This is a genomic window from Lacticaseibacillus suihuaensis (genome assembly GCF_054785075.1).
Map to the genome: position 1 here is coordinate 41,760 of NZ_BAAGBJ010000004.1, position 15,451 is coordinate 57,210.

Annotated in this window: 12 protein-coding genes; 2 read left to right on the forward strand and 10 right to left on the reverse strand. The window is 62.9% G+C overall.

All coding sequences use genetic code 11. The features are described 5' to 3' along the window. Nucleotides 1–334 precede the first annotated feature (334 nt). The 6 genes from ispE to ACYVRZ_RS04945 all read right to left on the reverse strand — a co-directional run bounded on the left by ispE (nucleotide 335) and on the right by ACYVRZ_RS04945 (nucleotide 6,505). Nucleotides 335–1,183, reverse strand: a complete 849-nt coding sequence (ispE, locus tag ACYVRZ_RS04920) for a 4-(cytidine 5'-diphospho)-2-C-methyl-D-erythritol kinase (RefSeq protein WP_461225335.1) — start codon at nucleotides 1,181–1,183, stop codon at nucleotides 335–337. Nucleotides 1,184–1,292: 109 nt separating this feature from the next. Then, nucleotides 1,293–2,342: a Gfo/Idh/MocA family protein gene (locus ACYVRZ_RS04925; RefSeq protein WP_461225337.1), complete on the reverse strand. Its 1,050-nt coding sequence runs from the start codon at nucleotides 2,340–2,342 to the stop codon at nucleotides 1,293–1,295. A gap of 25 nt (nucleotides 2,343–2,367) precedes the next feature. Further along, nucleotides 2,368–3,348 (reverse strand): sugar phosphate isomerase/epimerase family protein, encoded by a 981-nt coding sequence (locus ACYVRZ_RS04930; protein WP_461225339.1) that lies wholly within the window; start codon nucleotides 3,346–3,348, stop codon nucleotides 2,368–2,370. Continuing rightward, entirely contained in the window at nucleotides 3,345–4,094 is a 750-nt protein-coding gene (locus ACYVRZ_RS04935) for a sugar phosphate isomerase/epimerase family protein (RefSeq protein WP_461225340.1), read from the reverse strand. The genes ACYVRZ_RS04930 and ACYVRZ_RS04935 overlap by 4 nt, the downstream gene beginning before the upstream one ends. Continuing rightward, entirely contained in the window at nucleotides 4,094–4,810 is a 717-nt protein-coding gene (locus ACYVRZ_RS04940) for a ThuA domain-containing protein (protein WP_461225342.1), read from the reverse strand. The genes ACYVRZ_RS04935 and ACYVRZ_RS04940 overlap by 1 nt, the downstream gene beginning before the upstream one ends. A 627-nt stretch (nucleotides 4,811–5,437) precedes the next feature. After that, nucleotides 5,438–6,505, reverse strand: coding sequence for a Gfo/Idh/MocA family protein (locus ACYVRZ_RS04945; RefSeq protein ID WP_461225343.1), 1,068 nt, complete (start codon nucleotides 6,503–6,505; stop codon nucleotides 5,438–5,440). Between the two features lie 113 nt (nucleotides 6,506–6,618). On the opposite strand from ACYVRZ_RS04945, the gene ACYVRZ_RS04950 reads away from it, so the two are divergent. Further along, a complete protein-coding gene (locus ACYVRZ_RS04950) occupies nucleotides 6,619–7,494 on the forward strand; it encodes an AraC family transcriptional regulator (RefSeq protein WP_461225345.1) in 876 nt (291 codons plus the stop codon). A gap of 103 nt (nucleotides 7,495–7,597) precedes the next feature. On the opposite strand, the gene ACYVRZ_RS04955 is transcribed toward ACYVRZ_RS04950, so the two are convergent. From ACYVRZ_RS04955 to ACYVRZ_RS04970, 4 genes are all read right to left on the reverse strand, one after another. Continuing rightward, a complete protein-coding gene (locus ACYVRZ_RS04955; RefSeq protein WP_461225347.1) occupies nucleotides 7,598–8,281 on the reverse strand; it encodes a YczE/YyaS/YitT family protein in 684 nt (227 codons plus the stop codon). A 260-nt stretch (nucleotides 8,282–8,541) separates the two neighbouring features. After that, the gene (locus ACYVRZ_RS04960; protein ID WP_461225348.1) at nucleotides 8,542–10,818 is read right to left on the reverse strand and encodes a glycoside hydrolase family 3 N-terminal domain-containing protein; all 2,277 of its coding nucleotides are present in this window, start codon (nucleotides 10,816–10,818) and stop codon (nucleotides 8,542–8,544) included. A gap of 94 nt (nucleotides 10,819–10,912) precedes the next feature. Then, a complete protein-coding gene (locus ACYVRZ_RS04965; protein ID WP_461225351.1) occupies nucleotides 10,913–12,376 on the reverse strand; it encodes an ABC transporter substrate-binding protein in 1,464 nt (487 codons plus the stop codon). Between the two features lie 64 nt (nucleotides 12,377–12,440). Then, nucleotides 12,441–13,421 (reverse strand): sialidase family protein, encoded by a 981-nt coding sequence (locus tag ACYVRZ_RS04970; protein ID WP_461225353.1) that lies wholly within the window; start codon nucleotides 13,419–13,421, stop codon nucleotides 12,441–12,443. 396 nt (nucleotides 13,422–13,817) lie between these two features. On the opposite strand from ACYVRZ_RS04970, the gene ACYVRZ_RS04975 reads away from it, so the two are divergent. Continuing rightward, a complete protein-coding gene (locus ACYVRZ_RS04975) occupies nucleotides 13,818–15,383 on the forward strand; it encodes a BglG family transcription antiterminator (RefSeq protein ID WP_461225355.1) in 1,566 nt (521 codons plus the stop codon). Nucleotides 15,384–15,451: the final 68 nt, after the last annotated feature.

A 15,451-nucleotide genomic window follows, 5' to 3' on the forward strand; every position in this document is an offset into this window, starting at 1 on the left:
CAAAGTGTGGTCAGCCAGTAGGTCAGTCGGGTACTGCGGCCGCCAAAGTCGAGCCCATGTTCGAACAGTTCACGCGGTTGCCTCAAGAAGAACATCGCGATCATCCCCTCACATTGCATATCCGTTAGATACTTCCAGCGATAATTGTACGCCCTCCCAGGCGATTCACAAGCGTATCGGGCAACGTCGGTTCGTCTCAGCGTTTTCATTGCATCCATCCCGAAGTAATCATGCGCCTAAGGTCCAAGCAAGGCGGCTTCTCGCATTCGCCATCCCGCCGACCGCGGCCAGCCCATCAAAAAACCGCCGCCCGCTGCCGGCACGGCGGTTGGGCTCACCCCAACGGGCGAACCAGGTAGACCTCGTGGCAAAAACCCTTCATGCTGTTGTACACCCGGGCGGCGCGGCTTTGTTGCTCGCACAAGGCGAACACCGTGGGGCCGGAGCCGGACATCTGCGCGACCGTCGCGCCGTACTTCAAGAAGCGGTGCTTGAGCTCGGTGATCTCCGGGTGGCGGCTGGCGGTCAGCTGCTCGAGGCTGTTGCACATGCCGCTGGCCATCTGGGCGAAGTCGCGCCGCGCGATGCCCTCAAGCACCATGCCGGTGTCAGGCCGCGGCAGTGGCTGCGAGTAATCGATTGCGTTCAGGATGCTCGGCGTCGACACCGACACCTTGGGCTTGGCCAGCACCACCCAGCAGTTGGGCAGTGGTCCCAGCGGCTGGACGACCTCGCCGCGCCCTCGCACCAGCGCGGTTTGCGAGTAGACGCAAAACGGCACGTCGGAGTCGACGGTCAGGCCGATCGCCGCCAGCTTGGCCTTGCTGTAACCCAGGTGCCACAGGTCATTGAGCCCCCGCAGCACCGCCGCGGCGTCGGAGGAGCCGCCGCCCAGCCCCGCGGCCACCGGGATGTGTTTTTCGATGTGAATCTTGGCGCCGGCCGTCACCCCGGCCGCCTTGGCCAGCGCCTTGGCCGCCTGGTAGGCCAGGTTGCGCGGGTCCTCGGGCAAAAACCCGCTGTCCGTGGTCACCTGCAGGGCCGTGGCCGGCTGGATGTGGACGTAATCGGCCAGGTCAACCGCGGTCATGACCATCCGCCACTCGTGTTCGCCGTCTTGGTGGCGGTACAGCGCGTCTAAGCTGAGGTTGATCTTGGCTGGCGCCTTTTGGACGATTTCCATAACTACCACCAGTCTCTTTTTTCTTTACATTATACGGGTTTTTGGCCGAAAATACACGCCTCGCCGCAACCAAAAAACGCCCACCGCATGCGGCAGGCGTCCGTGTCAGCTATTCGAATGGCAGGGTCTGATGGGTCTCGGCCGCCTCAAAAATCACCGTGATCAGGCGCAGCACCCGCAGCACCTCGGCGTTTTGCACGATGCGCTCGCTCTTTCCGTTGAGCACCTCCGCGACGTTTTCGTAGAAGCTCGGCTCAAGCGGCACCCCGGCCGGGAGCGGTTCGCGGCGAATCGCGGCCTCGGTCGGCGGCGCCATGGTCTTGGTCAGCCCGACGCCGGCCTGAATCGGCTCCGGGGCCGAGGTGTCGATGCCGGTGGCGACGACCACCTCACCGCTCAGGTCCCAGTCGGTGATCTGCGCCGTGCCTTCCGCCCCTTTGACGTACCAGCGCGGCAGCTTGATGAAGTTGGTTGTGCCGACCTCGACCACCGCGGTGATGCCAGAGGCCCAGGTCAAGGTCGCGGTGAAGCCGTCGTCGCAGTCGTTGCCCAGCACCTGGCTGGTCTCTGCCTGCACCCGCACGATCGGCCCATCCAGCAGGTACAAAAGCTGATCCAGCAGGTGAACGCCCCAGTCGAGGATCATGCCACCGCCGTACTGCTTGTAGTGGCGCCAGTCGCCGGGGATGCCGTTGGCGCCGTGAACGCGCGATTCGATGCGAAAGACCTCGCCGGCCTGTTGCTGCTCAACCAGGGCCGTCACGATGCGAAAATCGGGGTCCCAGCGGCGGTTTTGGTGAACGAAGAACTCGCGGCCGACGCGCTTGGCCACGGCCAGCACGTCCTCAAGCTCCTGTGGCGACATCATCGCCGGCTTCTCGCTCAGCACGTTCTTACCGGCCTCAAGCGCCTGAATGGCCAGCGGCTTGTGGCGGTCGTTCGGCGTTGCGACCAGCACCAAGTCGATGTCTGGATCGGCCAGCAGTGCGTCGTAGCTGTCATACGCCTTGAAGCCGTCTGCGGCGATCGCTTCTTGGCGCTTGGGGTCGATGTCGTAGGCCCCCTTGAGTTCGACGTTGGGTTCGACCGCGATCAGGTTCCGGGCGTGGTGCGAGCCCATGCCACCGTAGCCGACGATACCCATGATGATTTTTTTCACAAGATTACTCCTTTGTGCGTTTTGACTAAATCGTGTCGCCGGTCCACCAGGTCGCCCCTGGCGTCTCTTCAATCAGGCAGGACTTGAGGTTGGCGACGGCGCGGTGCAACCCTTCGTCGACGGACATCAGCGGGTCTTCGTGCTCGATGGAGACCACGTAGTCGTAGCCGTAGAGGCGCAGGGCCGAGATCATGTCGCGCCAGTCCTTGAGCCCGTGGCCGTAGCCGACCGTGCGGAAGGTCCAAGCCCGGGTCTTCAGCGACTCGTAAGGCTGCATATCGGTCAGGCCGTGCATGTTGATGTTGTCTTGATCCAGGTAGGTGTCCTTGGCGTGAAAATGGTGCAGGGCCCCGGCCGCGCCCAGAATCTTGATGGCGGCGACCGGGTCGATGCCCTGCCACCACATGTGACTCGGATCGAGGTTGCAGCCGATGGCCGGGCCGGTGGCGTCGCGCAGCTTCAGCATCGTGTAAGGCGTGTGGCAGAGGAACCCGCCGTGCAGCTCGATGCCGATCTTGATCCCCGCGGCCGTGGCGACATCGTTGATGCCCTGCCAGTAAGGAATCAGGCGCTTCTCCCACTGGAACTCGTAGGAATCGCGGTACTCCGTCGGCCAGGCGATGGTCGGCCAGTTGACCTGGGTGTCGGTTTCGTTGCCGCCGGAGACGCCCGAGAACTCGTTGACCACCGGCACGTTCATCAACTCGGCCAGCCGGATGGTTTTGCGTAACGTCTCGTCGGCCTGCTGCGCGACTTGCGGCAGCGGCGAGATCGGGTTGTTGTGGCAGCTCAAAGCCGAGATGGTCAGCCCATGCGCCTCAACCTTGGCCAGGTACTCGTGGCGCTTGTCGGCGCTGGCCAGCAAGGCGTCCGGGTCCAGGTGTGCGGTGCCGGGGTTGCCGCCGGCGCCGATTTCGATCGCCTGCAGGCCCAGGCTTTGGGCCTTGTCCAGCATGTCGTCGAAGGATAGTGCGTTGAAAACTGGGGTGAAAACGCCTAACTTCATCGTTCAACCTCCTTGATCAGATTATTGAGGTACGTCGCGTTCTTGGCCGCGGCGACCAGCGGCTCGTCTTGGGCGAAGGCCTCCTGCTCGACCACCAGCCACTCGATGCCGTGAGCCTTGGCGAATTCGGTGTACTGCCGCAGCGGCAGGTCGCCGGTGCCCAGCTCGACGCTTTGGCGTTCGCCGTCCAAGGTCGCGAGGTCCTTCATGTGCAGCATCGCGACGCGGTCTTGGTGGGCCTCAAGCCAGGCCAGCACGTCGATGCCGGCGTAGGCCAGCCAGTAGACGTCGACCTCGAACTTCACGTGCGTGGTCGCCTGGTACATGCGATCCAGCAGGTCGACACCCGGGAAGGTCATGAACTCGTGGCCGTGGTTGTGGTAGATCAGCTCGTAGCCCAGACCGTGGGCCTTTTGCCCCGCCTCCTCCAGCAAGGCGAAGGCGCGGTCCCATTCTTCAATCGTGTCAAAGGCCGCCCAAGGCACGATCAGGCGCCGGTTGCCCAGCGGCCGCTCGTAGGCAATCACGGCCTCGAGGTGCTCGACCAGCTGCTCGTAGTTCAGGTGGGAGCCGGCAATCTGCATCCCCGCGTCCTTGACCGTCGCCCGCAGCGCCTCAGCCGGCTGATCGAAGTAGCCGGCGAACTCGACGCCTTGGTAGCCCATTTTGGCCACCTGCTCGATAGTGGTGATCGGTGCCTGCTGCATGGCGGCGCCGATGCTGTAAAGCTGCAATCCGGATTTCATCAGTCCAAGTCCTCCAATGGCTGGTAGTGATCAAACACGCGCGGCCGCGGGTCGTCTGGCGCACACCACCGCACCGCGTTTTGAATCACGCGCTGCACCTCCGGCAGGTAGTAGCTGCGGAAGGTTTCGTGGCCCGGCTGGAAGTAGAAAATTTTGCCGTTGCCGCGGTGGTAGGTCATGCCGCTTCTGAACACCTCGCCGCCCGGGAACCAGGAGATGAAAATCAGGTCGTCCGGCGTCGGCACGTCGAACTGCTCGCCGTACATCTCCTCTTGCGGCAGCTCGATGTGGTCGGGAATGCCGGCGGCAATCGGGTGGCTCGGCTTGACGTTCCAGATCCGCGCGTGGTGGCCGTCTTCGCGCCACTTCAGGTTGCAGGTCGTCCCCATCAGCTTCTTGAAAATCTTGGAGAAGTGCCCGGAGTGCAGCACAATCAGCCCCATACCGGCCATCACGCGATTGTACACGCGGTCGACCGTGGCGTCTTGCACGTCGCCATGCGCCATGTGGCCCCACCACAGCAGGACGTCGGTGTCGTCGAGCACACTTTGCGGCAGGCCGTTGTCCGGCTCGTCCAACGTCGCGGTGCGAACCTGCACATCCGGTGCCTGAAGGAAGCTCGCCAGCTGCTTGTGAATGCCTTCGGGGTAGACGGCCTGCACCGTCGGCTCCGACTTCTCGTGCCGAAATTCGTTCCAGATTGTGACTTTAATCAATGTGTTTTCCTCCAATTCAATTCACGCAAGGGGTAACCGCTGACAAAGCGTTTCGCGCAGGCACCTCGTCACACACGCTTTTCGTCGGGCTACGCCGAACAACACGGGAACGGCTGGCTACACGGCGTCTTCAGCCAAACGCCTGCATCAGGCCGCCAAGGCTAGGGCGTATCTGACAATACAATCCGTCGATAGTTAACCTCAAATGCCACTGACTGTGGATAAAACCACTAGGTAGGGCGGAGGCCCAGATGCCCCACTGCTGGAGGCGGAGGGCCGGGGCGAGCCAGCGTGAAATTCCTGTTAGCCGGCCGCACTTGCCGGCTTACAGGAAGGGCGGGTCTGGAGACCGGAACGGGCTCCAGAGAGCCCCACGCGTTCCGCCGCCCCGACCCGGAGCCGGAAGCAGTGGGGCGTCCGGGCCGCAGCCCGGCTCCGCCCTGGTAAACGCGTTCCACGAGGCAACGCGGAAGCGGCTAGCTACGCCGCGTTCCACGCGCTGATCGTCGGGCTACGCCGGGCAACGCGGAAGCGCATAGCTACGCCGCGTCGCTTGAGGCCAAGCCCGGGCCTCAAACGTCACGGCTAGGCTATACGTTCCGCTAACTGCGCCCGGCTCCGCCCTGGCTAGAACACCACCGGCTGGCCGGTCTTGGCCGACTTGTAGATGGCCTCGAGAATTTGGGTGACCACCAGGGCCTGCTCCGGTTTGACCAGCGGCTCCGTGTCGTTTTCGACCGCCGCGATCCACTGCCGGGCCTCGGTCAAGGCCGGGTCGTCGCCGGCGCCGTCGAAGAAGGCGACGCCGCCGGTGCTCAGGTCGATTTCCTTTTGGTACAAGGTCGAGTGGTCCTCGCCGTTGATGGTCAGGCCGTGGTCCATGTCGGCGCCGCCCTTGTTGCCGCACAGCGTGGTCTTGGCCTCCTTGACGTCCAGGGTGTTCAAGGCCCAGCTGGATTCAAGGAAAATCGTCGCGCCGTTCTTCATCTTGACGAAGCCGAACGCGGAGTCTTCGACCGTGAACTTCTTGGGATCCCACGGGCCCCAAGCGTTGGCGGAGTGCGGGTTGTCGCCGAGCTCGCGGTAGGTCTGGCCGAGCACCATCGCCGGCTCGTAGTTGTTCATCATCCACAGGGTGAGGTCCAGCGCATGTGTGCCGATGTCGATCAGGGGACCGCCGCCTTGCGCCTCGTGGTCCAGGAAAACACCCCAGGTCGGCACGGCACGGCGCCGCACCGCGTGGGCCTTAGCGAAGTAGATGTCGCCGAGCTGCCCTTCTTCGCAGGCCTCGTGCAGGTACAAGGAGTCCTTGCGGCAGCGGTTCTGGTAGCCGATGGTCAGCTTCTTGCCGGTGCGACGCGCCGCGTCCAGCATCGCCTTGGCCTCGGCTGCGGTTTTGGCCATCGGCTTTTCGCACATCACGTGGCAGCCGGCCTCAAGCGCCGCGATGGTCAGCGGGGCGTGGGCGGCGTTAGGCGTCAGCACGTGAACGACGTCGAGGTCCTCTTTCAACAGCTCGCGGTAGTCGGTGAACACCTTGGCGCCGGGAACGCCGTACTCCGCCGCGGCCTTTTCGGCGCGTTCGGGAATCAGATCACAAAAGGCCACCAGGTCAACGTCCAGTTGGTGCAGGGAAGGCAGGTGCTTACCGTTGGCGATGCCGCCACAGCCGATGATGCCAATTTTTAATGTCAATTCCGTTCATCTCCTCGATTGTTTTAATCGAGTTCATTATAATGTGAAGGTGAAGCGCTTTCCTCCCCGGTGCTTGACGCTATTTTCCCGAAAAATGACCTTTGGAGGCCGCCATGTCCACTTACATCGAAATTCCGCCCTGGCACGAACCCCTGACCTTCCGCGCCTTCCCCGACCTGGGACTGGGCCCGGTCGCGCCGCACCGGCACAAGGAAATCGAGATCATCCAGGCCGTCGCCGGCGCGATTCGCATCGGGGTCGCCGGCCGGGTGGTGCAGCTCAACGCCGGCGATGTTTTCCTGATCGCCAGCGGCCAGCCCCACTACTTCCTGCCGGCGCCCAACTCGCTGCGAAACGTCTACCAGTTCGACCTCGGGGTGTTCGACACCCAGGCGATGCAACGGTCGGTTTCGGACCTCGCGCGGCTATTCACCACTCGCCGCCCCTGCAGCCAGGACTGGCCCAGAGCGACGGTGGCAGCGTTCAACCGGGCGCTCAACGCCTTGTTCGCCGCCGCACAGGACCCGCTGAACCGCCTGGCGGTGCTGGGTCACCTCTACCTTTTGTTAGACCTGTTGGACCAGGCGGTGCCGCCTTGCGCCGCACCGGCCGGCGACGACGGCGCGGCGCTGCGAGCCAAAACCGCGATGCAGCAGCTCAACACGATTTACGACTACATCGATGACCACTACGAATCCGAAATCACGCTGACCGGCATCGCCAGCGTCTTGGGCTTCAACCCGCAGTACTTCGCGCGGTTTTTCAAGAAAAACACCGGCACCACTTTCGGCCGCTTTTTGACCGACTACCGCCTGATGAAGGCCTGCTTTCTGCTGGTCGACTCGGACGACCCAATGCCGATCGTCGCGGCCACCTGCGGCTTCGGCAGCGTCAAGACCTTCCACCACGCCTTCAAGGCCTACATGGGCGTAGCGCCCTTGAGCTACCGCCACCGTATGCACCAGGCGGCCAGCGAGGCGCAACCGTAAGCGACCCGCCAAGCCGGGGCCGCCCCAATGACCACTCGCTGCCACGCCACGCCAAAGAAGCCGACTCCCCGCAATCCGGGAAGCCGGCGTTTTTAGTTTGATGTTAATCCTGCCGGTTGACGATGACACCGTCGATGTGGCGGTGCTTCAGCGCCGGGAAAACGTGCAGGTCGGCCCAGCCGACAATCGAGCCCTGGCAGATCAGCGCAAAGGCCGTGCCGAGGTTGACCGCCCACACGCGGTGCGTGAAGATGGCCGACAGCGCGATCAGAGTCAGGGGAATCAGGTAGGTCCCCCACTGGGCCAGCACCGCACGACCCTTGAAAAACTTGAATCGCACGATCTGCATCATGTCATCGTTAGGGTGAACCATGATGTTGACGCGCTGGTACAGGGACACCGCAATCCCGACCAGGCTGATGCCGGCAAAATCCAGCAGCACCCGGGCCCATAGCGGCAGGCTCTGCACCGGCGTCAGCTGAATCAGCCGCGTTGCCCCCTGCACCAAGTAGGAGAACGGCGTCATGAACACCAGATTGCCTAATACTCGCCGCCACTGCAGTTTGCCGATGATCAAAGCGTTGGTGATGATCACCGCCGCCCCCATCAGCATCATCATGTTCCCCAGCGACATCCCGGTGGCGTGGCTCAGGTTCACCGAGCTGGCCGTCCAAAGCGCCGATCCCAGGTTCAGGCAGACGGTCAGCCCGTTGCCCAGCGCGTTCAGCGTGATCGACAGCAGCAAAAACCCCGCCAGCTGCCAGCCCCGCCAGTCCCTTGTGTCCATCACTTGCATCCTTTCTGGGCGACCGGTCCACACCAGTCGCCTCACACGGGTAGCTTACCACGAAGTCGACGGCGACCCAAGGCCCAATGTCAGCGTTTTCGCAGCGGTGGACCGGACCAATTACGGTCTCGCCGCATCCGGCCGCTGACGGCGGCGCCGCGCATTTTAGCCCACTCTTTCGCCGCGGGAACGATAGGTCTGGCGTGTCGCAGCAATCAAAAACGGCAACCAGCCCAGGGTTGGTTGCCGTTGTGGCGTCTTTAGGCGAGCTTGATGGTCGCCTGCTGCGCGGCCGTCGCCGTCTCGAACGTGACGGTGGCCGGCAGTGCCGGGTGCATGCGGGCATCGGTGTAGGCCAGCTCGGCGTTGGTCACGGTCAAAGCGACCGTGGTGGTGGCCCCGGCCAGCACCTTGACACGGGTGAAGGCGGCCAAGCGCTTCTCCTGCGGCAGCGCCGTGGTGCCGCGCTGCTTCATGAACACGATGACCGGCACGACCGCCGGCTTCTCGTCCGGGTTGGCGACGGTGGCGGTGACGGTCGCCTGGCTGCCGTCGTAGGTGGCGGTGAGCCCGGTGACTGCGGCCGGCGAATAGCTCAGGCCGGTGCCAAACTGTAGGAGCGGCGCTCCGCTTTCGTCGAAGTAGTTGTCGTTTTTGGCGACGTGGCGCTGGTAGTAGTACACCGGCAGTTGCCCGACGTTGTGCGGGTAGCTGATCGGCAGCCGGCCGGTCGGCTCAGCCGCACCGAACAGCAGATCCGCCACCGCCTGGGGGCCGCACTGGCCCGGGTACCAGGCGACCAGCACCGCGTCGGCCAGCTGCATGACCTCACTGATGTCGTAGGGCCGCCCCTGCACCATCACCGCGACAATTGGCTTGCCGGTGGCGTGAAGGGCCCGAAGCAACCGCAGCTGGTCGCCGCCCAGGGTGAGGCTGGCGACGTCCATGTTCTCGCCGGTGTCGGTGTTGGCCTTGACGCCGCCGCTTTCCAAAGCGCCGTTGCTGAGAAACTGCATATCAAAATCGCGGGCGCTGGACCCGCCGAGCGTCAGCACAATCACCGAGGCCTTGGCCGCGGCGGCCAGCGCCTCTTGAATCAAGTGGTCGTCGGGTTCGACGACCCGCACGGCCGACCCCAGTACCGTCGTGACGCTGCCGGCGTAGTCGTTCAGCGCCTGTGGCAGCGTCCGGTAATGCTCGGGCAGTTGCGGTCCGGTGTAGTCGCCCAACCAGTGGTAAATGTTTTGGACGTGCGGGCCGATGGCGGCGATGTTGGCGCCGCGGGTCAGCGGCAGCAGGCCGCGGTTTTGGACCAGCGTCATGCTTTCTTGAGCCAGCACCAGGTTGTTGGCCCTGGCCGTGGTCGCCAAGGACTGGAAGTCGGCCGCCGTGGTTTCGGCCACGTAAGGGTGATCGAACAACCCCAGCGCGAACTTGGTGGCCAAAACCCGGGCGACGGCGGCGTCGAGGTCGGCCAGCACGGTGTCGTCGGCCTCGATTGCCGCCTCAATCTGCGTGTAGACGTCGTCCCACAGGCTCAAGTCGACGCCGGCATGCAACGCCTTGGCAGCGGCCACCGTGACGCTGCCGTACAGGTCGGTCAGCCGATCCAGCGCAGTGCCGTCGGCCATGATCAGCCCCTGGAAGTGGTGCTGGCCGCGCAGCTGCGCCGTCAACAGCTCGCGGTTGGCGTGGCACGGCACCCCGTCGATGTCGTTGTAGGCCGCCATCACGCCGATTGCGTGACGCACGGCATCCAGCAGCGGCGCGTAGACATCGGCGAACTCCCGGGCCCCCATCGGCACGGTGCCGGAATTGTGGCCGCCCAGCGCCTCGCCTTGGCCGATCAGGTGCTTGATCACCACGCCCATGTGGCTTGCGGCGTCCTTGGCCACCGGCCGGTCCCAGAAGTCGTCTTGAATCAGGTCGCCTTGGAAGCCGGCGATCACGGCCCGGGTGTAGGCGTTGGTCAGCGTCGGGCTTTCGCCGAAGGTCTCCTCGGCGCGGCCCCAGCGCGGATCTTTCATCAGGTCCAGCGTGGAGACCAAGGCGAGGTTGACCCCCTTGGCGCGAAGCTCCTGGCGCTGCAGCGACGCGCTTTGCTCGATCAAAGCCGGGTCGAAGGTGTTGCCCTTGGCCAGGTTGGTCGGGTAGACGGTCGCATCAAGCGCCTGGTGGCCGTGCGGTGCCTCCTCGACGATCAAAGTCGGGATGCCCAGCCGCGAGTGGTCGATCACGTAGCGCTGAATCAGGTTGGCGAGCTTGGCCGACTCCCAGGCCCGAACGCCGGTCTGATAATCCTTTTGGCTCCAGGGATCGGCGCGAAAAACGCCGTACAACGCGCCAAGCCCCGCCCCCCAGGCGACGTGCTGCTTGAAGCCGTCGGTCAAGCTGAAGCCGTCTTCGGTGCGTTCGTAGCTCTGCCAGCCGTACAGGTGCTGGTTGACCTGGCCGATTTTCTCCTGCGTGTTCATACGGCCCAGCAGGTCCTTGACCCGGGCGCGAATGGTCAGCGTTGGCTTTTGGTATGGAAACATCGTGTTCCTCCTTCATAGCTGCAAAAACACCGCGTCCACCGCCATAAGTCGGTCAACGCAGTGTTTTCGTGTAGGATGTTCAGATTAGCTCAGACTACTTCTTTTCGGCAAGCCACTTGTCGTACTGCTTTTGCAGCAACTTTTGAACCTTGTCGTAACCCGCGGCCTTGAGTTCCTTGTTCATCTTGGCGATGGTTGGCAGCGGATCGGCGGTCCCGGTGTTCAGGATGTCGTTGTACTTACTCATGACGTTGGTGATGTTGGACATTTCGGTCTTCACAGACGTCGTGTCAGGCATGAAGCCCAGCGCTGCGGATTCCGCAGTGTTCTTGATGGATTCATCACGCTGCTTGACCTGCGCATCGGTGACGGTGTTCTTGGTGTAAAGCAGCTTGTTGTTACCGGTCATCCAAGCGCCGTAGTAAGTGTCGGCCTGGTAGCCCTTGAGCGTCTTAACCTTGCCCTTGGCTTTGTCGGTGAACTGCCACTGCTTGCCCTGGATACCCCAGACCATGGTGTTCAAAAGCTTCTTGTTGGTGTTGATCGCGTTCAGCACCTGAACGGCTTCCTTCTTGTGCTTGGAAGTCTTGGAAACCACGTAAACCGCCATTTGGGCATCGGAAGAGGACTTGTAAGGCTTGGCGATGTTGATTGTCGTGATCGGCTTGCCCATCGCGGCCGTTTCAAGCGCGGAGTTGCCGTAGTCGTAAGGCCCAACGGCTTCAGTCCGCAGGAACCAAGTGTCGTCCGGCAGGTTGTAAACCGTGGTGGACGTTGCGGCATCCTTAGCGATGTAGCCGGCCTGGTACCATTCGTGCATGGTCTTCAGGTTCTTTTGGAGCTGCTTGGTGTTGTACTGGTTGATGACCTTGTTGCTCTTGCCGCTTTGGTCAATGGCAAAAGGCAGGGTGTTGGACAGCGGGAACTCGTAGCCTGGGTCGATGGTGATGTAACCCTTAGACACGGCGAACGGGGTGACCGAAGGGTTGGCCTTGTGGAACTTGGCCAAAAGTGGGGTCACGTCCTGCAGGGACTTCACGCCCTTGGTGGAGATGTTGTCCTTCTTCAGGAAGTTGCCGTTCAGGGTAACCGTCTGGTTGATGAAGGAGTTCGCGTTGGTTGGGAAGCCGTAAATCTTACCGTTCCAGGAAATCCCTTGCCAGTACGACGGGTCCACGTTGTCGTAGGCCTTCTTGGCGTACTTCTTGATCAGGCTGGTCAGGTCGGCGTAGGCCCCGGTTTGCACGGTCGCCTGGTACTGCTGAGCAAAGGCCAGGTCGAACGGATCACCGGAAGTCAGCATCACGTTGAACTTGGACTGGTAATCGCCCCAGCTAATCGGCACGATCTTCAGTTCAATGTTCGGGTACTGCTTTTGAATCTGCTTGTTGATGAGCTTGGTCATCTCAGTGTTGTTCTTCAGCTTGTTGCCGGGCCGGTACATCGTGACCACGGTCTTTGCCTGAGAACCGCTACCACTCTTCCCACATGCAGCCGCCATCAGGCCAACTGCGCAAAGCGATGCGGCCAAAGCCAAACCTTTCGTCCACTTACGCATCATAATTCCTCCCTAGAGTTTACCAAGTTACAAGCGGCCCAAACCGCTTGCAGTCGAGATGTTGTCAAAGCGTTGCGGCGATCCGCAGGTGCCAAAACGCGATGGTCGCCCGTTTCCACGTATACGTGACGTACACGTCCTGGCCGCTGGCCACAATTGCCGGGTAAGAGAACTCCGCTGCCACGATGTTCTTATCCGCCGGCACGTGGTCGAGCCACAGCAGCGGGTCAAAATGCCGCCCGTCGTCCGTGGACGTCGCCAGAATCATCGGCGTCCGGGCGGCCCAGTTGCCGCTCACCGGATTGTGGGCGAGCACCAAGGTCCCATCGGCCAGCCGCGCCACGTCGATGCCGCAATTGTTGTTCGGCACATCCAGCGCGTAGGCCTGAGCCCAAGTGCGGCCGTCGTCCTTGGAGTCGCTGCGAAAAACGTAGCCCTCCGAGCTTCGCATCAACATATGCACCGTGCCATCCGCCGACTGCCAAAGCGTCGGCTGAATGATGCCGGTGCCTTGCAGGCGGAAGCGGTCGAGCGGCACATTCGCCGAGCGCTGCCAGGTCGTGCCGTCGAAGCGATCGACGAAGCAGTTCCACTCGCCAGCCTCGGTCGAGGCCGGGGCCAGCAGGTCGCCGCTTTGCAGCCGCAGGCACTTGTTTTTGACCGGGCCGCGGCCGCCGTGGTCGCCGGCGACCAGCTCACGTGGTTCAGACCACGTGGCGCCGCCGTCGCTTGATTGGATGACCAGCGTCTGCCAGGTGGGAATCTCGGCGCCGCGCTTGTAAAACAGCGTGACTAGCCCGTCCTCCGCCAACAGCACCGGGTTCCAACACGCGACCGGCGCGTCGGCAACCTTGCGTGGTTCAGACCACTGGTGGTCCTGTAGGGTGGCAAACCAGATGGCCACGTCTGCGTGACCCTCCTCGCTGCCGCCGAACCAGGCGGCCCCGATCACGCCAGGCGCCAGGACGGCAACCGTCGAGGCGTGGCACTGACCCGCGGGGTGCGGTGCAAAAATGTGCTCGTGCTCTAGAACTTGGACCTGCATAATGCCTCCGCCGCCGCGAAACGCTCGCGACGCTTGTTCAACATCTTCCTCATGTCGCCGACGCACAGGCGCCGCACAACTTGAGTACTCTTTATTTTTATGCCCAAACGGCGCGTAACTCAACCGAAAGTGCTTTCACATTTTGTGGCACCGCCAACATAATTCGTTAATATATTTTACAAACTAGCTTGAGACTAGATTTACATACGGATTGGTCTACGCCACTCGCCGCGGCCGCCGGCGACGGCAACCGGTGAGAACGCTTGAATTGGTTTAGTCCAATATTTGGCTAGCCAAAACTTGTCTACACAAGTGGTTGAAGGCGGCCTCCTCCCGCTTTGTCCGTTGTTGTATAATGAGGTATCTTCTCATTTGAGGTCACGAAAGGAGGTCGTCATGCTCGACGCCAAACAGATTCTGATCATCGACGCGCTGATCCAGTCGCCGACGCAGGGCAAGGCCCAGCTCCAGTCGGCCCTGGACCTGACCGGACGCCAGGTTGACTACGCCATCGAAAAGCTCAACCAGCTTCTGGCCGGCCAGAAGCTGCCGCAGCTGGCCGCAGACGGGCCGGCCGTCACCCTGGCCCCGCAGGCCTACCGCTACCTCCTGGACCTTCGCACGACCGACCGCCTGATTCGCCTGGACACCTACGCCCTGAACGCCGAGGAACGCCAGCTGTTCTTGACCCTGATGCTGGCTTGCCACGGCGAGTACCTAGCCCTGGTTCACCTGACCGATGCCTTGCAGGTCAGCCAATCGACCATCTCCAAAGACCTCAAGGCATTGAGCGCCAGCCTCAAGTCCAGCCGCCTGAACATCTCCTACGACCGGCAAAACGGCTACCGCCTGACCGGCGCCGAGCGCAACATCCGCGCCTTTTTGATGGACGTAATCGTCCACGCCAGCGCCAGGCACCAAACCGGGCTGCTGCGGCTGTTCGCCAAGCTGATTCAGCCGCTGGACCGGCTGACCAACCTGCGCCTGCTGCGCGACCTCGCCGGCGACCACGGCATCCCCTTCACCGAACACCGACTGCTTGAGCTCAACGACCTGCTGCTGTTCCTGGTCGGGCGGCTGCGCCTGGCACCGAACTACCTGCCGCGCGGCGTCGACGGCGCCGCCTTGGCCGACCTGCCCGAACACCGCTTCGCCCAGGCGCTGCTTGAGGCGCTTGGTATCACCCAGCCGGTGGCCGTGCAGTACGTCACCCTGCTAGTGCTGTGCCTGGCCAGCGGCACCGCAGCTCGCGGTCGCATTGACAACCGGTTGCGGCCGCTGGCGGCCCACCTGGTGCGGCGTTACGCCGCCATCACGATGACCCATTTCGCGGATGAGACGGCGGTGGTCGCGCAGCTGTACTCGCATTTTCGCGGGATGTACTTTCGGATGCGCTTCGACTACCCGGTCGCCAACCCGCTGACGGCCCAGGTCAAGGCCAGCTACCCCAAGGCCTTCGCCGCGGTGGCGTCGGTCTGCTCGGACCGCACCGAAGTCGGGCTGGTGCCGCCGGCCGAGGTCGCCTACCTGACCATGCACCTGGTCGCGGCCAGCCGCGGCGTGACCGCACCGCGGCCGACCCAGCCGACCGCCGCGTTCTACTGCCCCAGCGGCCTGGGCGTCGGGCAGCTGGCCCTGCGCATGCTGACCACGCTGTTTCCCAACCTGACCTTCCGCGCCTTCACCAGTCTGCCGGCGCTTGAGGCCGCGAGCTTCGACCTGATCTTCACCACGTCTTACACCAGCCGCCTGTACCTCTTGAACAAGCCGTGCTTCGTGGTCAGCCCGTTGATGGCCGCGGCCGACAAGCACGAGCTGGTGCAACACGTCAATGCTCACCTGGCTGCTACCGTCGCGGCGGCGCCGAGCCTCGACGCGATTATGGCCGTGATCGCCGACACCGTCAGCGACCCGGCGCTGGTCGCGAGGTTGCGGCAGAAGCTTCGGACCAGCCTGTTTTGACCCACTCACCCCTGCTCAGGGGTGTTTTTTTGCAGAAAATGGGCGAACGGGGTTGCCTTGGAGTCCCC